This is a genomic window from Micromonospora sp. NPDC023888, assembly GCF_040639415.1.
In the GTDB taxonomy this organism is placed as follows: domain Bacteria; phylum Actinomycetota; class Actinomycetes; order Mycobacteriales; family Micromonosporaceae; genus Micromonospora.
In genome coordinates this window covers 93712-115578 of record NZ_JBEZZW010000002.1, presented here as the reverse complement: position 1 = coordinate 115578, position 21867 = coordinate 93712, and the positions used below count along the sequence as shown (strand labels likewise).

The following is a 21867-nucleotide window of genomic DNA, read 5'->3' as shown; positions in this document are numbered from 1 at the left end:
CCCCTGGCCCGGCACGACACTGTGCATGGGCCGTGGCGCCATCTTGCCCTACCTCGAAGCGCCATTCTGCGCACCGGGTACGCCAACCGATGCGTGCCCACCCCACACTCCAGCCGGTCACCCCATGTGGAAAACGTGGCGGGGTCACCGGCGGTGACCGGGAGCCCCGCCGCTCCTGTCAGCCGGCGCGGTGGGCCTGGATGGCGCGGCGGCGGGCGAGGCGGTGCGCGCGACGGATCTCGGCCTCCTTGTACCGGCGCTCGTCCTCCGCCGTCTCCGGCAGCACCGGGCGGACCGCCCGTGGGGCGCCGCCGACGTCCACGCCGACGAAGACCAGGTACGCGGTCGCCACCCGGACCGGCGCGTCCTCCGCCGAGTCCCACCGCTCGGCGACCACCCGCACGCCCACCTCCATCGAGGTCTGCCCGGTCCAGTTCACCTGCGCGTGCGCGTGCACGAGGTCGCCGACCCGGACCGCCTCGGAGAAGACGATCTCGTCGATCGCCGCGGTCACTGCCGTTCCGCCGCTGTGCCGGGCAGCGGCGGCGCCCGCCACGTCGTCGACGAACTTCATCAGAACCCCGCCGTGCACGGTGCCGTAGAGGTTCACGTCCACGGCAGTCATGATCTTGCTCAGCGTGACGCGCGAGTACGACGTCGGCTTGCCGATCGGTGCGGCGGAGAGGTGCTCAGTCATGTCGAAAACGGTACGGTGCGCGGATGCGACATCTCTGGAGCTTCCTCGCCGGGCTGGTGGTGGCGCCCATCACCTGGGTGCTCGTCACACTGGGGCAGGACGGGTCGAGCCGGACGGTCGACCGCTGGGTGGAGACCGGCACGTTCAACACCGCCAACCTGATCGAGCCAGCCGTTTACCTCGGTGTCGGCGGCGTCCTGCTGGGCCTGCTCGGCACGCTGCGCTTCTCGCCGCTCGGTCCGCTGGTGGCCGGGTTGCTGCTGGTCACCCCGTACATCGGGATGTTCGTGGCGCCCTTCGCGGTACGGGATGCGATCCCGCACGGGTGGAAGGTGGCCGGCGATCCGTTGCCGCTGCGGCTGCCCGTGGAGGACGGCACACTCTTCCTGATCGGCCTGCTGCTGCTGATGGCGACGTTCAGCCTGCAACGTTGGCGGCAGTGGCCGCGTCCGGCCACCGAGTCGGCCACGGCGCCGGTGTCCGCGCCGGGCACCGGCCCCCGCGACGACGACTTCACGCTCACCGACTGGCCGTCCCCCACGCCCGCGGAGCGCGACACCGCGCCGCTCACTCTGGGTTACCCGGCCGAGCCGACATCGACCGAGCCGTTGCCGCGCCGGGTGGGTGGCGAGTCGCCCTGGTCCGCCCCACCGCGCGGCCAGCCGCGCCCGGAGGACAACACCACGGAGATTCGCTGATCGTCGGGCGGGCCGGGGCAACCGGCCCGCCCGCCCTCTTCCTAGTGGGGGGCGACCGCCAGGTCCGGGTCGACAGTGCCGAGGCCGGCGCGGGGCACGACGAGGAGCATGACGATCAGCGCGGCGGCCATGCCGCCCGCGATGACGATCGCCATCGACACGCTCCCGGTGCCGAACAGGCCCGCCAGTGGCGCCGAGAGCGCGCCGACACCGAACTGCACGGCGCCGAGCAGCGCCGCGGCGGTGCCAGCGGCCTCACTGTGCCGGCTCATGGCCAGCGCCGGAGCGTTCGGCAGGGCCAGGCCCGCCGCGGCCAGGACCAGCCACAGTGACGCGAGCAGGGTGCCCAGGCCACCGAAGCCGGTCGCCGCGAACACGACGAGCAGGAGGCCGGCCGCCGTTCCCGCGACGAGCGCGCTGACCAGGATCTGCTGCGGGGTGTAGCGGCGCAGCAGCCGGACGTTGAACTGGGTGGCCCCGATCAGGCCGACCGCGCCGGCCCCGAAGGCCAGGCCGAACTGCTGCTCGTCGAGGCCGTACTCCCGCTGGAGCACGAACGACGATCCCGCGACGTACGCGAACAGGGCCGCCATCGCCAGCCCGGCAACCAGCACCAACCCGACGAACGCCCGGTCGTTGAGCAGCCCCCGGTAGTCGCGCAGGGTGGCACCGATCCCTCCGTGCCGCCGACGCGCCACCGGAAGGGTCTCCGGGAGCCGGAGCGCCGCCACGACGATCAGCAGCGCACCCAGCACCGCGAGCGCCGCGAAGACTCCCCGCCAGTCGGTCCAGCTCAGCAGGCCGCTGCCCAGGGTCGGCGCGAGAATGGGCGCCAGGCCCATGACGAGCATCAGCCGGGAGAAGATCCGGGCGAACGAGGCGCCACTGAACAGGTCCCGGACGACGGCGGTCGCGACCACGGTGGCGGCCGCGACGCCCAGCCCCTGCAGGACACGCAGCGCGCCGAGCACTGCGATGTTCGGCGCGAAGACGCACAGGACGGATGCCACGATGTGGGCGGCCAGCCCGGCCAGCAGCGGCACCCGCCGCCCGACCACATCGGAGAGCGGCCCGATCAGCAACTGGCCCAGTGCCAGGCCGACGAGCGTGCCGGTGAGCGTCAACTGCACGGCGGTCTCGGTGGTCTGCAACCCGGCCGTGATGGCGGGCAGCGCGGGCAGGTACATGTCGATGGTCAACGGCCCGATGGCGATAAGCGCACCGAGCACGAGGACGAGTTGCGCCCGCTGCCGGTTGGTCATCAGGTCACCGGGCAGCACCTCAGCGGTCGTGTCCGGGTGTTCCGTGCGGGTGGCCGGTCCGGTCTTGTCCACCAACTGCTTCATCATCTCGATCTCTCTGCGGAAGCTTGTGCGTCGTCACGGCGTCAGCGGGGCGTGGTGTCCCGTGCCCGACGTTGGACGACGAGAGAGTGACGAGGCGGGGGGTCATGGTGGGGTGGCCGGACGAGGCGATCATCCGGTGGTGATCCTGTCGCTCGCCAACGTCCCAGAGCCGTACGACGTTCCCGCTGTGGGCAGAGTCACGCCGCCGCGACGTCGCCCACGACGAGCGGCGGGGCGGGGACCGATGCCGGTCCCCGCCCCGCCGCCCAGCTCACCGCAGGCCGAAGGCCCGGGTGATGCTCTGCTCGACGCTGTTCCCCCGGGCGTCCCGGGCCGTGGTGCGCAGGGTGACGAAATCTGCCGTACGCGGGGCGTCGATCCGCGTACGCCAGCCGTCGCCCTTGCGTTTGATCGTGGTGTGGTGCCAGGTCACCCCGTCGTCGTAGGACACCTCCACGGTCACCGTGCCGATGGCGGACGCCTCGGTCGCCGTCGGCAGGTGCAGTGCGGTGACGGTGAGTTCGGCGTTGCGCTTCGCCTTGCCGTCGACATCGGTGTCGACGGCGTAGTCGAGCTGGATCAGGGACGGTTCCCACCACAGGACGCCAGGTTTGATCCGGGCGGAGGTGAAGCCCCATTCCGTCCTGGTGGCTGTGGAGTACGGCCCGGCCCAGCCGTCACGCTTGTTGTCCGACACGAGTCGGTACGGCAGTGGTTCCGGGCTGAGGACGCTGCTGCTCATCATGGGCTGGGAACGGTCGGCCTCGCCGACGAGCGTGTTGCCCTGGTAGAGCCGCAGGCTGTTGTCGACGGCCAGGTTGCCGGAGGTGCTGCCCTCGTGCGCGGTGCCCGAGTCGCCCCAGCCGGGAATCATTGCGGAGATCGCGTCACCGTCGCCCCGGAAGACGGTGCTTGTCGTCAGCAGCCGAGGCCGTTGCACCGGGCCGAACCACCGCTCCTGCTGGACCGAGCCGGCCCGGTAGGTGGTGGGTGCCGTCTGCTGGGACTGCTCGTCCGGCACCGCGACGTTCGTGGCCCATCGCGTCCCGGCGCTGACCCAGTCGGTGCGTTCGCCGCGCGCCGGGACCTCGTGGTAGTCGAGGCCGCTTATCGACCCCGACGCGGTGTAACCGCTGCGGGTCTCCACCGCCCGGCCGGGACGCCAGTTGCGCAGGGACATGTCGACCCGGGCCAGGTCGCGCGGGGTGACCCGCTGGGCGAGGTCCCCAGGAATGGCACCCGTGTAGTCGCGGATCAGGTCGTAGACGTACTCGGTGGTCGGGTGGGAGGTGACGTCGAGCCGGACCCGCTTCTCGCGGCTGATCCGGGCGATCAACTGCTCGCCCTCGTCCCGGGTGAGGGTGGCCACGGTGACCGGCGGCGGGTCCTGTGGCACCCATACCGAACCCGGCCACGCCGTGAGGCGCCCGGTGCCGTCGTTCACCACGAGCAGGAGACGGGCACCGGCGGACGCCGCCGCCGCGGCCTGCTTCTCCACGGGTACGGCGTCGTTGCGGCGCACCACTGCGGTCTTGCCGCGGGCGTTCAGCGTGGCGTACCGGCTGCTGTCGCCGTCGCCGGCGAACACCGCGTCGAGGTGTTGATCGCCCCGGGGCAGCGGCGTCGCGGCCCGCTGCACCCGAAGGTCGTCGTAGTCACGGCCGTCGGCCGTCACCGTCAGGGCGGGCTGCACGGTGCGCCACTGTGTGCTGAAGCTGAACGTGCCCGTCGTGACCTTGCGGTCGGTGGGCAGCACCCAGACGCTGTCGTGCGCGGGATCCGGGAACCAGCCGTCGGTCCAGACGTTGCCGCCGAAGTCGCGGGACACCTCGACGCGGGCGCCGTCCACTGTCGACTCCTGCGGCGTGGTCACCGAGACCCGGCGGGCCTTGGTCGCGTCGAAGGTGACTGTGCGGTCCTGGTCGAGGGTGATCTCCGGTACCGGCAGCACGCCGAGCCCTCGCGAGTTCGGCCCGTTCGCGCCCTCGACCTCGGTCTTGAGCCACGCCGCGTACGTGCCCTCGGGTAGCCGCAGCTCCAGGGTGCCGGTGGCGTCGATCTGCTGCTGCAGGACGCTGTTGTCCTGCCCGAGCAGGACGAGATCCCCACCTGTCGGTCTGCCACTGCGGTCCTTGGCCTGGAAGGTGAGGCGGTGGCGCACGCCCTCCCGACCGATGGCGAGCGCGGTACGGGTGCGGACCGCGCCGGAGGCATCGGTGGCCGTGAGGAAGCCCGAGAAGGGGTTGTCGGCCGGTACGCGGTCGAAGTCCGTGGCCACGGTCACCGAGGTGACGCCGCGCGCCGGAACGGTGATCTGCCGGGACGACAGGGTGAAGAGGCCCTCCGGGGCACCGCCGACGGTCGCCGCGAGATCGAGGGTGACAGCGTTGTCACTGAGGTTCGTGTAACGGACCTCCCGTTCGACGGTGCCCTCGGGGGCGGTCGGCCACTCGGGGTACCCGAAGTCCGCGCTGGTGGTGGCGACGACGGACGCGGTGGTGGTCGCGGCGATGTCCAGGCGGCCGTTGCCGCCCTGGTACGGGTTGAGCCCACCGACCGCCTTCGCGGTGCTGACCAGGGCTTCCTTGAGCTGCTTTCCGGTGAGGTCGGGATGTTGGGCGGCCAGCAGCGCGGCAGCGCCCGAGACATGCGGGGATGCCATCGAGGTGCCGTCGCCGAGGCGGTACCAGCCTTCGCCTGCCGAGTCCTGGGAGCGGGCGGCCAGGATGCCGACACCGGGGGCGGTGAGGTCGGGCTTGATGGCCCGGTCGCCGATCCGCGGGCCCTGGCTGGAAAACATGGCGAGGGTGTCGTTGCCGTCGACGGCGCCGACGGTCAGCGCGGCGTCAGCGGTGCCGGGGGTGCCGACCGTGTATTCGCCGGGACCGGCGTTACCGGCGGAGACGACGAACAGCGCCCCGGTCTCGTCGCTGAGCTCGTTGAGCGCCACACTCATCGGGTCGGTGCCGTCGGTGGGGTCGGCGCCGAGGCTCATGTTGACGATCTTGGCGTGCTGGTCGCGGACGGCCCACTCCATGCCGCTGATGATCCACGACTCCTGGCCGGCGTTGTCGTCGCCGATGACCTTGCCGACGTGCAGCCGCACGCCCGGGGCGACGCCCTTCTCCTTGCCGTCCGAGGCCGCGCCGGTGCCGGCGAGGGTGGAGGCGACGTGCGTGCCATGGCCGTAGACGTCCTTCACCGTCTGCCCGGGAACGAAGGACTCGGTGGCGGCGATCTGGCCGGCGAAGTCGGGGTGGTTGATGTCGATACCGCTGTCCAGGACGGCGACGTCGACACCCTTGCCGGTGTTCCCGGACGCCCAGACCTGGGGGGCGCCGACCTGCGCGGTGCTGTCGGCGAGGTCGGCCTCGACCTTGCCGTCCAGCCAGATCTTCGCGATGCCACCGCCGAGCGCGAGCCGGCCGCCGGTGGAACGGGCGGCCCTCTCCCCGCCGCCGGTGATCGAGGACCAGAAGGCGTCCGAGCGGTCGACGGTCACCGCGTCGCCCTGGATGCTGTCCAGCCTGCGGACGTCACGGGCACCCGCAGGCGCCGAGGCGCCACGGGCACGGGCGGCGGCAGCGGTGTAGGTGACGATCAGCGGCAGCTTGTCGCGCCGCGCGTCGTCGTATCCGTCCGCAAGCAGCTCGGAGAGGTTGAACAACTGCTTGTCGAGCAGTCCGGCGCTCACGTACGGCAGCACGCCGTGCGGATAGACGTAGGTGTCGCCTCCCTGCCGGGACGAGGTGAACCCGGTCAGCCTGCCCGTGGTGTCTCGCACCTGGGGGCTGAGGCTTCCGTCAGCCGATCTGGTGGCGGTGACCTTCTCCCCGGTGATCAGGGTGACGGTGGGGGTGGTCGCGGGTGCCGGGGGTGAGGCGGGCGCGAGGGCGGATGAGGCCGCGGGGGCAGCGGAGCGGGGTGCGGCCAGGGCGGGTGACGGGGCGAGCACCGCGAGCGCTGTGCACAGCGCTATCGACCCTCGTCCACGCAGACGTGGAGGTAGCAACACGATTCCTCAAGTTGATCAACACGAGAAAGGCAGATGCTAATCTCCCGGCCGTTTGTTTCGGCGGTGGATCTTGAATGTTTCGCGACCGGTGGGTGGTCGCCCTCTCCCCCGCCCGGCGAGGGGCGTACGAGTTCCGTGGTCGCTGCCGCGCTTCCCCTCGCCGAGAGAACCATCGACGAGGACGTCAACAGCAACTGCACCCAGGCTCGGCTGCCCCCGTCCGATGACAATTCACCGGCGTGTCCTCGCCGTCCTGGCGTATCTCAACAACCAGTAAAGGTCGTCCCACGCATCGCACGCCCCCTCGTCCCTCAACCAGTCCGCTGGTCGACGCCGTCGTTCGGGTCTCCGCTCGCCGACCAACCACTCCCCGTACCGGTCGGAAGAAGAATCACCGACTGCCCATGCCGAATCCTTCCCGTATTCTTCCCAACGCCGGAACGCGTGAGATCGACAGCCATGGGCATCGGGAAGGTCGTGGTGGAGCTTCGGGTCCTGGGCCCGGTCGAGGTGTGGAACCGTGGCGTTCCGCTCCAGTTCGCTCGCCGTCAGCAGCGGGTACTCCTGGGGATCCTCGCGCTGGAGGCGAACCAACTGGTCACCGGCGACCGACTTGTCGATCTGCTGTGGGGTGAGCGGCCACCCCAGCGGGCACGGGCGGTGCTGCAGACCCGGTTGTCCGAGATCCGCGCGATCCTCGACCTGGCCGAGGATCCCGACCCAGCGGTCCTGCTGGACACCACCGGTGGTGGTTACCGGCTGCGGGTGTCGCCCGAGCAGGTCGATGCCCAACTCTTCCGCAACCTGGTGAGCGACCAGCGCACGCGGGGCTCCGACGACGAAGCACGGTCGATCCTCCGGGCCGCGTTGGCCCTCTGGCGCGGACCGGTCCTCGGCGGATGGCTGCCCGCCGAGGGGCAGGCGGACCTGACCCAGGGCCTGGAAGCGTTGCGTCTGACCGCCAACGAGGACCTTTTCGACGTCGAGCTCCGGCTCGGCAACCACCGGGACATCGTTGACGACGTCGTCGAGCTGGCCGGCAAGCATCCGACCCGGGAGCGGCTGGCCGGTCAGATGATGCGGGCCCTCGCCCGGTCCGGACGAGGCCCGGAGGCGCTGACGTCGTTCGACCGCTGGCGGCGGTGGTTGCGAGACGAACTGGGCACCGACCCGTCGGCCGAGATACAGGCGATCCACCTCGCCGTGCTGCGAGGCGCCGACGACCAGGCGGACACCGACGGCAGCCGGACGGCGGTCGCCTCCACCCAGCCGCCGCGTCCCCAGGACGGGCAGCGACGAAGCTCCCCAGCCCGGTTCCAACTCAGCACGCCGCGTAACCTTCCCGCCGACATCGCCGACTTCTCCGGGCGGCAGGCCGAGCTGACCAGGATCGAGAAGATCCTGCTCCGTCCGGGTGCCGGCGCCCGGATCGCGGTGGTCTCCGGTCCCGCTGGCGTCGGCAAGACCGCGTTCTCCATCCACGTCGCGCACCGCCTGGCCGGCTCCTTTCCGGACGGGCAGCTCTACGTCAACCTGCGCGGCGTGGACAGCGACCGGGGCCTGGCTCCGTTCGAGGTGCTGGGTCGGTTCCTCCGCGCGCTCGGCGTCGACGGGCTCCACCTGCCCACGACCCTGGACGAGCGGATGGACCTCTATCGGGACCTGCTCGCGGACCGGAGGCTGCTGCTCCTGTTGGACAATGCCGCCGCCGACGACCAGTTGTCGGCCCTCATCCCCGGCGGCACGTCGTGCGGAGTCCTTGTCACAAGCCGCGCCCGGCTCGGTGCCATCCTCGGCGCCCAGACCGTTGCGCTCACGGTGATGGATGCGGCGGACTCCGCGCTCCTGCTGACCCGGATCGCCGGCCCGGGCAGGATGCTCGACGAGGCGTCCGCCACCGCCCTGCTGAGCCGCTGCGCCTACCTGCCGCTGGCGATCCGGATCGTCGGCGCGAAACTGGCCGCGAAACCACACTGGACGGTCGACAGGCTCGTCCAGATGCTCGACGACGAACGCAGCCGGTTGGACCGGCTCTCGCACGGTCACCTCGACGTCCGCGCCAGCCTCGCACTCAGCTACCAGGTGCTGAGCCCGGCGGCGCGGACGCTGCTGCGCCGACTTGGTGACATCGAGATCGCCGAGGTCAGCGACTGGCTCGCCGCCGCGCTGCTCGACACCACCGCCGATCGGGCACAGGAGCTGCTGGAGCAGCTCATCGATGCCCAACTGCTCGACTTCTCCGGCCACTATCCGTCCGGTCAGCCGCGCTACCGCCTGCACGACCTCGTACGCCTCTTCGGCCGGGAGCGGGCGCTACCGGAAGCCGTCCCCGGGGAGCTGAGCGCGGCACGTGGCCGGGCCTTCGGTGCCGCCCTGAGCATCATCGAGCACCTCGTCCACGCGCTGTGGGGTGGGCTCAGCCTCACCATGCGGGGCGGCACTCCACGCTGGGAGGTCGACGAGCTGCTCGTCGGGTCGTCGGCGACCGACCTGCTCGGATGGTTCGACGTGGAGCGTCCCACCATTGTGTCGATCATCAAACGAGCGGCCCGGGACGGGCTCGGCGAAACAGCCTGGGATCTCGCCTGCACGGCGTCCCCGCTGTTCCCGTTGCGCCGGCAGTACGACGACTGGCAGCACGTCCTCGACGTCGCCTGGGAGAGTGCGCTGGCGGGCAACGACATCCGGGGGCAGGCGGCGATCTCCTACCGGCTGGGGATGTTGAGCCTCGACCGCCAGGAACTCGACCAGGCCGACGAACACCTCAAGCGAGCCAGCCGACTGTTCGACGACATCGGCGACCTCCACGGCGTGGCGGTGGTGGACGCGTACCTCGCCATGGTGTTGCGTTTCCGGGGCCAGCCGGCCGCGGCGCTGGAGCGGTACTCGTCGGCGCTGGCGGGTCTGCGGGACACCGACGTGGGCGGAGCCGCCTTCGTCCTGCGGGGCATGGGGCAGGCCCACCTGGGTCTCGGCGACCAGGACGGCGCGAAGGCGCACCTCGACGAATCCCTCGCGCTGTACGACACGATCGGCTCCGCGCCGATGGGACGCGGGCAAGCGCTGTTCTGGCAGGGCATGCGCCTACTGGCGGTGGGCGGCCACGATCAGGCGGCCCCCCTGTTCGACCACGTCCTGCGGATCACGGCAGTCCTCGGAGACCGGCACGGGCAGGCGCAGGCGCTGCGCGGACTGGGCATCTGCCACCACCGGGCGGGCCGGATCCCGCAGGCGCGGGCGGCGCTCGACGAGGCGCTGCGGCTGGTCCAGCAGCCGACGCCCTCGATCGTGGAATCGTTTGTGCAGCGGACCATTCACGATCTCTTCGGCGACGGTGGTTGACCTGGCCGGCATCGACGAACCCCACGGTCGATGACAGAGACGCTAGGATCCAGCCATCCATCGAAGCATCGACATGGGAGACAAGTCTTGAGGAAGCACATCGCCGCCGTGGCAGCTGTTCTCGCCGTGGCTCTGTCCGTCTCCGCTCCGCAGTTGGCCTCGCCGTCGTCGTCGGGAACGAAGTCCACCATGGTCGGCTCGGGCGCCTGCGACTGGTGCGCGCCAGAGCGCTGAGCAGCTTCACCCAGGCCGAGTGAGCCTCCGCACGTCGGCCAGTCTGAGCACGTGGTCGAGGGCCATGTCGGATGACCTGGTCGGCCGACGGTCGCGCCGCACCCGCGAGCGCGACCGTCGGCCGAGCAGGCCGGCGTCAGTCACCGAGATGCTTGACCAGAAACTCGCCCGCGTCGGCGAACGCCTTGGCCTGGTTGTCCCGGCGGAGCAGGCCGTGCCCCTCATCCTCGAAGATCTCGTACCGCACCTCCACCCCACGCGACCGCAGCCGCTGCACGATCTGATCGCTCTCGCGCTGGGGCACCCGGGGATCGTTGGCCCCCTGGATGACAAGCAACGGGGCGCGGATCTGGTCCGCGTGGGTCACCGGTGAGCGGGCCATCAGCCGGTCCGCGTCCGCTTCCGGATCACCGATCACCGCGGCCACCAGTGAACGCCACGTCGGAGGCGAGGCCTTCGCCAGGGTGACGAGGTTGCTCGGCCCGTACAGGTCGACGCCGGCGGCCCAGTCCAATTCCGGCAGCCGACTGAGGCAGGACAGGACCGCGAAGCCACCGTACGACGCGCCCATGATCCCGATCCGGGCCGCATCGACCCACTCCTGGCTTCGCAGGAAGGCCACCGCGTCGGCGAGGTCCGTCAGATCTCCGCCGCCCCAGTCACGGTTCACCAGGTCCGAGTAGGCACGGCCATATCCCAGAGAGCCGCGGATGTTCGGGGCGAAGACGCCGACCCCGTGCGCGAGCAGGTACTGGTAGAAGCCGTCGTACATGTAGACCGGCAGTTCCTGCCAGGCCGGACCACCGTGCACCGAGATCAGGACGCCGGCGGACGCCCGATGCTCGGGACGGTAGAGGTAGCCGGGAATCTGGCGGCCGTCGCCGGCCGGATAGCGGACCAGCGTCGGCTCGACGAAGGTGGCAGGGTCGGCCGCGACCGGCCGGGCGTCGCTGAGCCACCTGAGTTTGCCGGTGTCGAGTTCGATCAGGAGAATGTTCCACGGCTGCGTCGCCGTCGAGAATCGCAGCACGACGAAGCGCCCGTCGGCGGAGACGGTGAGGCCGGTCGCCGCACCGGCGGGCAGTTCCGGCATCCGGATGTCGACGCCGGTGCCGAGGTCACGACCGCGAAGCTGGCAGAAGCCGTCGACATTGACGTTCCAGACCAGCACCCGCCCATCAGCGGAGAGGGCGACCTCCTGCACCTCCCAGTCCGGGGTGTCCAGCCAGGTGAGAGCGCCGGTGTCCGCGTCCATCACCGCTAGACCGGTGAACTCCCGTTCGAAGTTCGACATGACCAGGAAGCCGCTGCCGTCCGGCAGCCACGGGCCCAACCAGTACGTCGCCACACCATCGCGCGACGTCAGCGAACGGGGCTCGGCGCCGTCCAGGGACGCGACGTACACCAGGTGGTCGCTGTTGGTGGTCCGCCACTCGGCGACGGTGAGCCTGGTCCCGTCCGGAGACCAGTAGCCGGGGTACGTCCTCCCACCACCGTCGTAGACCCGGCATACCTCGCCGGACGACAGGTCGAGGACCAGCACATCCTGGTCGGCCGGGGTGCGATCGTTGCCGCAGTACGCGACGAACCTGCCGTCTCGGGAGAACGGATCGCCTTCGGCCGCGGAAAACTGCACGTCCGGTGTGTCGGTCAGCCGCACCGGGTCCCCGCCGTCGGCGGCGATCCGGTGCAGTTGCGTGTTCTCGTTCCCGTGGTCGTCGGCCAGGTACAACAGCCACTCGCCGCCGGGGTGCCAGGCAACCCGGCGGACTGTCGAGTCGGTGTTGGCGGTCAGCCGACGCGTGCCGCCATCCGACAACGACTGCGTGACCAGGTTGAACTGACCATTCCGGTCGTCGACGTACGCGATCTGGCTGCCGTCGGGGGCGATGACCAGCGTCGGCAGGAATCTCAGGCCTGACTGAAAGTCGCGGTATCCGGGCATGAAGGAAATTCTAGACACTCGATGTCCTCGGGCGTTCAATCGATGGCCTGCTGTCGACCCCATCGGAGAGCACTGCCTGGATAGGATGCCTTCGATGAAGATCCTCAATTGGATTTCGGCCACCCTGGACGATGCGGTGCCGCTGGCGGACCTCTTTCGAGAGGCCGAGTCGAGCACGCCCGTCGGCCTTGATCAACGCCCCGAGAGCGTCCACCTGCGGCTGGCGACTCTCGGGCCCGACCTTGCTCGGCACACCCTTGTCGGCGTAGCTGACGACGGAGCCGTCGCCGCGTATGCGGAGGTCGCTGACATGGGGGAGGCCGATGGCGTACGCCGGCTCCGGCTGACCGCCGTGGCCCACCCCGAACTGTCGGGCGACGTCCGCGCGGAGCTGCACCGGTGGCTCATCGAACGGGCGGAGCAGTTGCGGCGGGCCGGCGGAACGGCACCGGCGGCAGTCCTCGGCACCCGGTGCGCCGAGAACGACGGGGCCTGGCGCCGGCTGCTGATCGAGGACGGCTTCTCGCTGGTCCGGCACGAACGCGACCTCGTCCTGGCGGTGCCGGAGCTGCCGCCCGCCGTGGGGTTGCCGCCCGGTCTGGTGCTGGAGCCCGTCGACGAGCGTTACGAGGAACTCGCCCGGCTGGCCCACAACGAGGCCTACGCGGAAAGCCAGGCGGCGGTCCGGCCGGACCAGCGCACGTGGCCGCAACACGCCATCGCACACCCGCGATTCCTGCCCGACCTCTCCTGCCTGCTGCTCGCCGAGGTGGACCGAGCCGACAACCCGGTCGCGGCCTTCCTCTTCGCGCTTGCCGACGAGAGCGCGGACGAGCCGACCGCGGTGTTGCACTGCCTCGGCACCCGGGCGCCCTGGCGCCGCCGTGGCCTGGCCACCGCGATGATCGTGCGGGCCCTGCACCAGGCCCGATCATCGGGCTTCCGCCGGGTGCGACTCCAGGTGAGCGACACCAACCACCCGGCTCTGGCGCTGTACCGGGGGCTCGGCTTCGCCGAATCGGGACGCGGCTACGCGGTGCTGATGCGACAGCTCGCCGCCGAGTGACGACGAGGGCGTGCACGCGTCGGGGCTCCAACGTCCCGCTACCGGGCCAGCGCGTGCGCCGTCAGGGCCGAGTGCACCCACGTGGAGACCACCGGGTCACCGGGTAGGTCCGTGAGGTCGACGGCTGTCCACCGGGCTTCGGCGATCTCACCGTTCGGCGACACCTCGTCCGAGAGCGCGTGCAGGCGGACAATCGTCAGGTAGCCCGATCTGCCGCCGCTGGTGGTCCGGTGTTCCTCCAGCACGAGGGCGAGCGGCGCCAACTCGACGCCCAGTTCCTCGACGCACTCCCGCCTGGCCGCCTGCTCCGGGGTCTCCCGGGCCGGTTTGTATCCGCCGCCCGGCAGACGCCACCGGAACTTGTCGCCGTAGCTGTGCCGGACCAGAAGCACCCGGTCGGAGTCGACCGGGTGAATGATCAGCGCCTGCACGCCGTGGGTGGTCGGCTTGACGATCCGCCAGTACGCCTTGCGGAGGCGATAGAGCAGCCTGAACCCGAGCGGTGGAATCCTCATGGGGATCAGCCCTTCAGGAGCTGCCTCGCCATGACGATCCGCTGCACCTGGTTCGTACCCTCGTAGATCTGGGTGATCTTGGCGTCGCGCATCATCCGCTCGACCGGGTAGTCCCGCGTGTAGCCGTAACCCCCGAGCAACTGCACCGCGTCCGTGGTGATCTCCATGGCGGCGTCCGAGGCGAAGCACTTGGCCGCCGCGCCGAAGTAGGTCAGATCGGCGTCGCCGCGCTCCGACTTTCCGGCAGCCGCGTACGTGAGCTGCCGGGCCGCCTCCAGCTTCATGCCCATGTCGGCGAGCATGAACTGGATGCCCTGGAACTCGGCGACCGCCTTGCCGAACTGGCGGCGCTCGGCCACGTACCCCAAGGCGTAGTCGAGCGCGCCCTGCGCGATCCCGACGGCCTGCGCGGCGATGGTGACCCGGGTGTGGTCCAGGGTCTTCATCGCGGTGGCGAAGCCGGTGCCCTCCGCGCCGATCATCCGGTCGGCGGGGATCCGCACGTTGTCGAGGTAGACCTCGCGGGTGGGCGAACCCTTGATGCCGAGCTTCTTCTCCGGTGCGCCGAAGCTCACCCCGGCGTCGGACTTCTCGACCACGAAGGCCGAGATGCCCCGGGAACGGGCAGCCGGGTCGGTGACGGCGAAGACCGTGTAGAACTCGGAGACGCCCGCGTTGGTGATCCACCGCTTCACGCCGTTGAGCACCCAGTGATCCCCGTCACGCACGGCCCGGGTAGTCATCGACGCGGCGTCGCTGCCCGCCTCCGGCTCGGAGAGGCAGTACGAGAACATCGCTTCACCGGCCGCGACAGGCGTCAGGTAACGGCGCTTGAGCTCCTCGGAACCGGACAACAACAGCGGCATCGTGCCGAGTTTGTTCACCGCCGGGATCAGCGAGGAGGACGCGCAGGCGCGGGCCACCTCCTCGATCACGATGGCCGTGGCCAGCGCGTCCGCGCCCGCCCCGCCGTACTCCTCGGGGATGTGCGGGGCGTGGAAGTCGGCGGCCCGCAGCGCGTCGTAGGACGCCTTGGGAAACTCCCCGGTCTCGTCGGCCTCGGCGGCGTGCGGCGCGACCTTCGCCGCGCAGACCTCCCGCACCGCGTCCCGGATCGCCTGGTGCTCCTCGGGCAACCGGTAGACGTCGAACAACTCGCCTGCGGCCATGTTGGGCCCCTCCCCTTCACCGCTATCATGCGCAGTCTGTGACGACTCCTGACCGCCGACCGCGCAGACTGAAGACTAGCGACTGCAGTTCGGGTGATGTTACCGGCGCGTAGGTATGGGCATGAGGGTGCACCCACGCCGCTGGGCAATGATGGAGGACAACAGTGAGCCACCCCTCCGGTGCCCCGCCAGGCGCCGCAGCAGAATGCGACGCGACGACGCGCCGCCAGTGCGAGCGGAGAAGACAGGCGTGACGATCCCCTACCCCACCATCCAGCCGACCCCCGCCATCGCCGCGGTGACACCGCCCTCGGGCGCGCCTCGGCCGCGGGTGACGTTCCTGGGGACTGGTTACCTCGGTGCGACGTACGCCATCTGCTACGCCGAACTGGGCTACGACGTGCTCGGATTCGACGTCGACGCCGACAAGATCGCGATGCTGAACGCCGGTCAGGTGCCGATCCACGAGCCCGGCCTGGATGAGCTGCTGCGGCGCAACCTGGCCGCCGGCCGTCTCCGGTTCAGCACCGACATCGCCGAGACCGCCGACTTCGGTGACGTGCACTTCATCTGCGTCGGCACCCCCCAGCGGGCCGACGGGATGGGCGCCGACCTGTCGTACGTCGAGGCGTCGGTCACCAGCCTCGCGCAGCACCTCAGCCGCAAGGCGCTCATCGTCGGCAAGTCCACGGTGCCGGTCGGCACCGCCGACTGGGTGGAGCAGCTCGTCGGCAAGCACACCCCCCACGACCTGGGCGTCGAGGTGGCGTGGAGCCCCGAGTTCCTCCAGGAGGGCTTCGCCGTCGACGACGTCCTGCGCCCCAACCGGATCGTGGTCGGCGTCAAGAGCGAGTGGGCCAACGGCATGCTCTACGCCGCGCACAAGGGCGTGTTCGACCTGGCCGCCACCGAGGACCGCGAGGTGCCCCTGGTGGTCACCGACTTCGCCACCGCCGAACTGGTCAAGGTCGCCGCGAACGCCTTCCTGGCTACCAAGATCTCCTTCATCAACGCGATGGCCGAGGTCTGCGAGGCGTCCGGTGGCGACGTCACCCAACTCGCCCGCGCGATCGGCTACGACCCCCGGATCGGCAACCGGTTCCTCCAGGCCGGCCTCGGCTTCGGCGGCGCCTGCCTGCCCAAGGACATCCGGGCCTTCCAGGCCCGCGCCCAGGAGTTGGGCGCCGGCGAGGCCCTGCGCTTCCTGCACGAGGTCGACCTGATCAACCTGCGCCGTCGTACCCGGGTGCTGCAACTCGCCTCGGACCTGCTCGGCCGGCGCTCCGGTCCGGCCGGCCCGGACTTCTCCGGCACCCGGATCGCCGTGCTCGGTGCGACCTTCAAACCCAACACCGACGACGTCCGCGACGCTCCGGCGCTCGCCGTCGCCGCGCTGCTGCACAAGGCCGGCGCCGAGGTGCACGTGTACGACCCGCAGGGCACCGAGAACGCCCGCCGCGCCGTGCCCGAGCTGACCTACGAGACCGGCATCAACGAGGCGGTCACCGGCGCCGACCTGGTCTGCGTCCTCACCGAGTGGGCCGACTTCCGCAACGCCGACCCGGTCGCGCTCGGCGAGTTGGTGAGCGGTCGCAAGGTCGTCGACGGCCGGAACTGCCTCGACTCGGCCCTCTGGACCCAGGCCGGCTGGGAGTACCGGGGCATGGGCCGCCCCTGATCGGAGCACGCCCGCCGGCCGGTCATCGAGCTTCTCGATGGCCGGCCGGTGTCGTTGTTTGCCCCGGACCCGCCGACAAGAGTCGAAATCCGGGCCAGCTTTGGGCATGCTGCGACAGTGGGAGTCCACAGTGCGGGTGGAGGGGTGTCGTGGCGAACTTTCAATGCTCCTCGTGCGGCCGGGAGATCAAGCCGGCCGTCCACTGCCCACACTGCGGGGCTGACCAACCGCAGTGGGTCGAGCACCTCGCGGACATCGAGCGTTCGATAGCGGAGATGAAGGCGCGCGACGCCGCCATCGCCCGCGAGCAGCGGCAGATCGCCGCGAAGATGCAGGCCGCGCTCTTCCAGCGGGACATCCTCGCCCACGCCGGTGAGGAGCGGATCAAGCAGGCCACCCGGCCCCGCCGGGTGCTCCGCCGCCGCCCCGGCCGGCGGCCGTCGGCCGCCACCGCCTCCGCGCCGCCCCGGGTGCCCCGCCAGGGCACCCCGTCCGCCCCGGAGGAGCCGCCGCCCCCGCCGCAGCCAAGCTGGCTGGACGCGGACGACCCGGCGCACCCCCCGGAGGCCTCCTCGCGGGAGGTGCAGAACATCCCGCTCGGGCTGGGCGCGTTGCTGCTCGCGGTGGCCGCGGTGGTCTTCGCCGCGGTAGCCACCAGCTCGATGGACGCGCTCGCCCGGCTCGGCATCCTGCTCCTGGCCACGGCGCTGATGCTGCTCGCCCCACCGGCGCTGGCCCGGCGCGGGCTCACCTCCACCGCCGAGACCATCGCCGCGGTCGGCCTGCTGCTGGTGCCGCTCGCCGGCAACGCCCTCTGGGCCGTGGACCGGATCGGCGGCGGCGGCACCTCCGGCACGGTCTTCGCCGGGGTGCTCTTCGCGGTCACCGCCGCCGTCGCATTCGGGTACGCGGGCTGGACAGGTCTGCGCGCACCCCGCTTCGCCACAGTGCTCGCCGCGCAGCCGGTGCTGCCGCTGTTGGCCTACGACCAGATCACCGGACCGGGCGGCTGGGCGCTGGTGCTGGCTCTGGTAGCCCTCGTCGACCTCTGGCTGGCCCGCTCCGGCGTCGCCGTGGAACGCCCCGTCCGGCAGGACCTGCCACCGTCGGGCACCACGGCGGCGCCCCACCAACGCAGCGCCGAGACCCGGCCGGAGGGCGACCCGGAGGAGGCCGCCGAGCTGGTCGACGCCGGCGCGGATTCCGCCGACACCCGGCCGGCCCGCCCGGTTCCCGGGCTGGGCGAGCTGACCTGGCTGCTGCACGCGGTGGCGGTCGCGCTCGCCCTGGCGTACGCGGTCACCGCGCTGCTCCGGGCGCAGACCGTGCCGACCGCGACCGGCGCCGGGGTGGTGCTGCTGCTGGCCGCCGCGATCGGGCTGGCCGGCGCGCTGGTGCTGCGTCGCCCGCCGCTGCCCGACGTCGCGGCCGGCATCGTCACGCTGGCCGTGATCGGCGCGCTGAGTCGGATCGCCTCGGTGGCCTTCCCGGGCCGGGCACTGCTGCTGATCGCGGCGGTCATCACGGTGACCGGGCTGGCCGTGCGCGCGGTGCCCGAGGCGGCCCGACGTGGCCCGCAGCTCGCCTCGGCGGTGGCGCTCACCGTCAGCGGGCTGGTGGTCGCCGGAGGCGCGCTGCGCGCCGGTTTGGCGCCGGTCCGGGCGGCACTGCCCGCCTGGGGCGCCGACCTCGACAGGTATCCGGCCGAACTGGCCGCCGCGGTCGGGCCGACCACCTGGCAGCTCGCGGCAGCGGCCTTCCTGCTCACCATCGCGGCGGTGCTGGCCCTGCCCACGGAGATCCGCCGGGAGTTCGCGGTCGCCGGCGCGGCCCTGACCGCGCTCGCCGTACCGGCCTCGCTCGGTCTCGGTTGGGCTGCGGCACCCTGGCCGATGGTGGTCACCGCGATCGGCATCGGGGTCATCGGGCTCTCCGCCCGCACCGACCGGGCGGCGGCGGCGCACGCCATCGGGGCGGCCGTGGTGGGCCTGCTCGGCGCCGGTGCCAGCCTGTCGCGCCCCACACTCACCGCAGCGGTCCTGCTCACCCTGTTCACGGCCGGCACGCTTGTCGCGCTGGCACCCCGGATCCGGATCGCCTCGGCCGCCTCCGACACGGTCACCGCCTGGGCCGCCGGAGGCGCGGCGTTCGCGCTGCCCGGGGCGGTGGCCGCGTTCGTGGCCGCCACCGTGCCCACCGACCCGACCCCCACCCCGGCCAGCCTCCGGGAGGTGACCGTCCCGGTCCTGGCGGCCAGCTTCCTGGCGGTCTGCCTGACCCTCGGCTACGCCGCCGTCGTGCAGGTCTCCCAGCGGCGCATCCCCGCGCCACTGTCGGTCGGCACCGGGCTGGGCGCGCTGCTTGTCACAGCCGCCGCGTTCGGGGCGCCCGGCGCGACCGTCGCCGACGCCTGGGTGGGCGCGTTACTGCTGGTCGCCGCGGTGCTGCTGTTCCTGGCCCCATCGATCGACGCCGGCCGTCGCGCCGACCTCACCCTCGACGGCTCCGACCTGGCCGCCGCGGCGGTCACCACCGCCCTGATCGCCACGCTGGTACGGATCGGGGCGGTGCTCGCCCCGGGCGGGCAGTTGGCGATGGCCGCCGCCCTGGTCCTGGTGGTCGCCGTGGGAGCACGCACCATGCCGGAGGAGTGGCGACGCGGACCGATCCTCGGCCTCGCCGCCGGCGGTCTCCTCATCGGCGTACTCGCTGGCTGGTCGGCGGTGCGCGGCGGGGTGGGCGTGCTGGCCACCCCCGGCCCGATCTGGCAGGGCGACCTGAGCGGCTGGCCGGCCTCGCCCGTCGGCGGGGCCACCTGGCAGGCCCCTGTCGCGCTGGTGCTGTTGGCTCTCGCCGCCGGCATCCTGCTCCCACCGCCCTGGCGGTGGGACGTGTCCGGCGTGGCCGTGGTGCTCGCCACGATCGGTGCGCCAGCCGCGTTCGACCTGGCCTGGTGGTCGCCGGTCCTGGTCGGCGGAATGGTCGCCACCATGTACGGGATGGCCGCGGTGGCCACCGAGGAGGCGCGCGCCGGGCTGTCCCGGGCGACCGTGGCCGGGGTGGTCGCGCTGCACGCCGCCGGAGCCGGCCTGGTCCGGCCCTGGACGACGGCGCTGGCCCTGGGCAGCATCGCGCTGATCGGCGTGGTGGTGGCGGCGCTGGCACGCGTCCTGGCCGGCCCACAGGTGGCCGACATCGACACCGAGGGGATGCCACCGCACCTGGTGCAGATCGGTGGTGCGGCGATCGGTGCGGCGCTGCTGGCCCTCCCCGGTGCCGTGGCGGCACTGGCCGCCGAATTCGAGAACTCCGCACAGGTGGTGCTGACCGCCGCGCTGGCCGCGTCCAGCCTCGGCCTGGCGGCCGTGGCCGCGGTCCGTCGGCAGGTGCCGCAATACCTGCCCTGGGTAAGCGTCGCGGTGGTCGGTGGGGCCAGCATCAGCGCCCTCGCCGCCATCCCCACCGGCCTTCCCGCGGGCGTCTACGCGGCCGCCGCCGCCCTGCTCGGCGTGCTGGCCGAGCTGATCCGAGCGGCCACCGTGCCGCCCGCCGGCTCGGCCCAGCCGGTCCGGCGCTGGGCGGTACGACTCGACGGCGCGCTCCGGCGACTGCCGGACGACCCGGAACGACGCCGGTGGCGGGTCAACCCGGCTGCGGGCGCACTGGCCGCGGCGGCCCTGCCGACCGCCCTGGCCCTCGCCTCGATCGCACCGGCGCTGGTCACGGCACTGGTCGAGCCACACCGCACCCTGACCCGGATCTGGCAGGGTCCGCCGCCGGAGCTGCTCACCCCGCCGCCGGACGTGGTCAATCCGACGCACGTGCTGACGGCGCTGCTGCTCACCGCGACAGCCGCGCTGGCCGCCACCGGGTTCAGCGGCGGGCGGCGGTCCCGGGCCGTGCCGGTGGTGCTGCCCGGGGCAGCCGTCACCCTGCTGATCGCACCCATCGCGTTGGGCCGGGGCTGGCCCGCCAGCACCGTCGCCGCGCTCTCCGTCTTCACCATCGCGATGCTCGGGCTCGCGCTGACCCCACCGCCGCCGCTCGCCGAGCGGGCCCGCTCGCTGCGGCTGGCCCGGGTGCTGGTGTTCGCCATCGGTCTGGCCGGTGGCAGCGCCGGGCTCGCCGGCAGCCTGGCCGACCGGCAGTTGACCCTGTTCACCCTCGGCAGCGGTGTCGGGGTGGGCGCGGTGGGGGCGCTGTTCGGCACCACCCAGCGGGCGCGCATCCTCGGTTGGCTCTTCGCCTCACTGATGGCCCAGCTCTTCGTTCTCACCGCCGGCCTGGTCGCCGGACTGGCCGCGGTCTGGTCCGCGTTCGGGGTGCTAGCGGTCGGGGCGGTCCTCCAGGTGCTCGCCGCGACCCTCCCCCGGCTGCGCCGCCCCGAGGCGCAACGGGAGGCGTCCACCGTGGAGTGGAGCGGCTATGCCGCCGCGCTCATCGCTTTGGCCCTCGCCTTCGACTCGCCGCGACACATTGCCGCTCTGCTGGCCGCCTGGGGTGCGGTCCTCGGCGTGGCGGCGACCCGACCCGGCCGCCGGCCGGTGGAACGCCGGATCCTGTTCTGGGCCGTGGTGGTCTGTGAGATCACCGCCTGGTGGATCCTGATGCGGGTCGCCGACGTGGCGCTGCCCGAGGCGTACACGCTGCCGTTCGCCGCGCTGGCCCTGCTCGTCGGCGTCCTGGAGCTGCGCCACCGACCGGACCTGAGCAGTTGGGTGGCGTACGGGCCGGCGCTTGTCGCCGCGTTCGTGCCGACGCTGGCCATCGTGCTGGCCACCGAGTCGAGCACGGTACGGCAGATGCTGCTGCTCCTCGGCGCGGTGGCGGTGTTGATCTTCGGCTCGTCCAGCCGGCAGCAGGCACCCGTGATCGTCGGCGCGTCGGTCACCGCGATCGCCGCGATCCACGCGTTGGTCAGCCTCGGCCCCTGGCTGGCGCTCATCCCGGTGGGCATCCTGCTACTCGTGCTCGGCGCGAGCAACGAGCGCCGACGCCGGGCCCAGGAACGCCTTCAGACCGCCCTACGCGGCATGAGGTGACTAACCGGAGGGGCCCTGCGGCGTGAGTGAGTGGGCAGGGTGAGTGGGGGCGGCTCGTGGGCCGGCTGCGGCCGGTGAGCCTGGCTGCGGGGCGGCTACGGCCGGTGAGCCGGCTCGCGT

The 21867-nt window shown here is 71.9% G+C and carries 11 protein-coding genes; 5 read left to right on the top strand and 6 right to left on the bottom strand.

The window, feature by feature from the left end; translation table 11 throughout:
* Positions 1 to 178: 178 nt before the first annotated feature.
* The gene (locus tag AB0F61_RS02010) at positions 179 to 697 is read right to left on the bottom strand and encodes a hotdog domain-containing protein (protein ID WP_238657289.1); all 519 of its coding nucleotides are present in this window, start codon (positions 695 to 697) and stop codon (positions 179 to 181) included.
* A 23-nt stretch (positions 698 to 720) separates the two neighbouring features.
* Here AB0F61_RS02010 and AB0F61_RS02005 point away from each other — a divergent pair, with 23 nt between their 5' ends.
* A complete protein-coding gene (locus AB0F61_RS02005; protein WP_357802336.1) occupies positions 721 to 1395 on the top strand; it encodes a hypothetical protein in 675 nt (224 codons plus the stop codon).
* Between the two features lie 41 nt (positions 1396 to 1436).
* Here AB0F61_RS02005 and AB0F61_RS02000 read toward each other — a convergent pair whose 3' ends face one another.
* Positions 1437 to 2657 carry a multidrug effflux MFS transporter gene (locus AB0F61_RS02000; RefSeq protein ID WP_357802737.1) on the bottom strand — a complete coding sequence of 407 codons (1221 nt, stop codon included), beginning with the start codon at positions 2655 to 2657 and terminating at the stop codon, positions 1437 to 1439.
* A 355-nt stretch (positions 2658 to 3012) separates the two neighbouring features.
* The gene (locus AB0F61_RS01995; RefSeq protein ID WP_357802333.1) at positions 3013 to 6525 is read right to left on the bottom strand and encodes a S8 family serine peptidase; all 3513 of its coding nucleotides are present in this window, start codon (positions 6523 to 6525) and stop codon (positions 3013 to 3015) included.
* A gap of 690 nt (positions 6526 to 7215) precedes the next feature.
* On the opposite strand from AB0F61_RS01995, the gene AB0F61_RS01990 reads away from it, so the two are divergent.
* Positions 7216 to 10098 carry a BTAD domain-containing putative transcriptional regulator gene (locus AB0F61_RS01990; protein WP_357802331.1) on the top strand — a complete coding sequence of 961 codons (2883 nt, stop codon included), beginning with the start codon at positions 7216 to 7218 and terminating at the stop codon, positions 10096 to 10098.
* A gap of 370 nt (positions 10099 to 10468) precedes the next feature.
* Here the strand turns inward: AB0F61_RS01990 and AB0F61_RS01985 are convergent, their stop codons facing one another.
* Complete coding sequence (locus tag AB0F61_RS01985; RefSeq protein ID WP_357802328.1) at positions 10469 to 12277, bottom strand: S9 family peptidase; 1809 nt, start codon at positions 12275 to 12277, stop codon at positions 10469 to 10471.
* Positions 12278 to 12371: 94 nt separating this feature from the next.
* Here AB0F61_RS01985 and AB0F61_RS01980 point away from each other — a divergent pair, with 94 nt between their 5' ends.
* Positions 12372 to 13343: a GNAT family N-acetyltransferase gene (locus AB0F61_RS01980; RefSeq protein WP_357802326.1), complete on the top strand. Its 972-nt coding sequence runs from the start codon at positions 12372 to 12374 to the stop codon at positions 13341 to 13343.
* Positions 13344 to 13381: 38 nt separating this feature from the next.
* Here the strand turns inward: AB0F61_RS01980 and AB0F61_RS01975 are convergent, their stop codons facing one another.
* Together AB0F61_RS01975 and AB0F61_RS01970 are read right to left on the bottom strand one after the other, a co-directional pair.
* Positions 13382 to 13858 (bottom strand): NUDIX domain-containing protein, encoded by a 477-nt coding sequence (locus AB0F61_RS01975; RefSeq protein WP_357802324.1) that lies wholly within the window; start codon positions 13856 to 13858, stop codon positions 13382 to 13384.
* A 5-nt stretch (positions 13859 to 13863) separates the two neighbouring features.
* On the bottom strand, positions 13864 to 15027 hold the full coding sequence (locus AB0F61_RS01970) for an acyl-CoA dehydrogenase family protein (RefSeq protein WP_357802321.1): 1164 nt from the start codon (positions 15025 to 15027) through the stop codon (positions 13864 to 13866).
* 250 nt (positions 15028 to 15277) lie between these two features.
* Here AB0F61_RS01970 and AB0F61_RS01965 point away from each other — a divergent pair, with 250 nt between their 5' ends.
* Both AB0F61_RS01965 and AB0F61_RS01960 read left to right on the top strand, forming a co-directional pair.
* Positions 15278 to 16705: a UDP-glucose/GDP-mannose dehydrogenase family protein gene (locus AB0F61_RS01965; protein WP_357802318.1), complete on the top strand. Its 1428-nt coding sequence runs from the start codon at positions 15278 to 15280 to the stop codon at positions 16703 to 16705.
* Between the two features lie 149 nt (positions 16706 to 16854).
* Entirely contained in the window at positions 16855 to 21747 is a 4893-nt protein-coding gene (locus tag AB0F61_RS01960) for a permease (protein ID WP_357802315.1), read from the top strand.
* Positions 21748 to 21867 lie beyond the last annotated feature (120 nt).

What these genes read in the sequence shown, in the direction of transcription:
- AB0F61_RS01985 (WP_357802328.1), bottom strand. Translation starts at nt 12,277, where the DNA reads ATGCCCGGATACCGCGACTTTCAGTCAGGCCTGAGATTCCTGCCGACG.
- AB0F61_RS02000 (WP_357802737.1), bottom strand. Translation starts at nt 2,657, where the DNA reads ATGACCAACCGGCAGCGGGCGCAACTCGTCCTCGTGCTCGGTGCGCTT.
- AB0F61_RS01970 (WP_357802321.1), bottom strand. Translation starts at nt 15,027, where the DNA reads ATGGCCGCAGGCGAGTTGTTCGACGTCTACCGGTTGCCCGAGGAGCAC.
- AB0F61_RS01990 (WP_357802331.1), top strand. Translation starts at nt 7,216, where the DNA reads ATGGGCATCGGGAAGGTCGTGGTGGAGCTTCGGGTCCTGGGCCCGGTC.
- AB0F61_RS02005 (WP_357802336.1), top strand. Translation starts at nt 721, where the DNA reads ATGCGACATCTCTGGAGCTTCCTCGCCGGGCTGGTGGTGGCGCCCATC.
- AB0F61_RS01980 (WP_357802326.1), top strand. Translation starts at nt 12,372, where the DNA reads ATGAAGATCCTCAATTGGATTTCGGCCACCCTGGACGATGCGGTGCCG.
- AB0F61_RS02010 (WP_238657289.1), bottom strand. Translation starts at nt 697, where the DNA reads ATGACTGAGCACCTCTCCGCCGCACCGATCGGCAAGCCGACGTCGTAC.
- AB0F61_RS01975 (WP_357802324.1), bottom strand. Translation starts at nt 13,858, where the DNA reads ATGAGGATTCCACCGCTCGGGTTCAGGCTGCTCTATCGCCTCCGCAAG.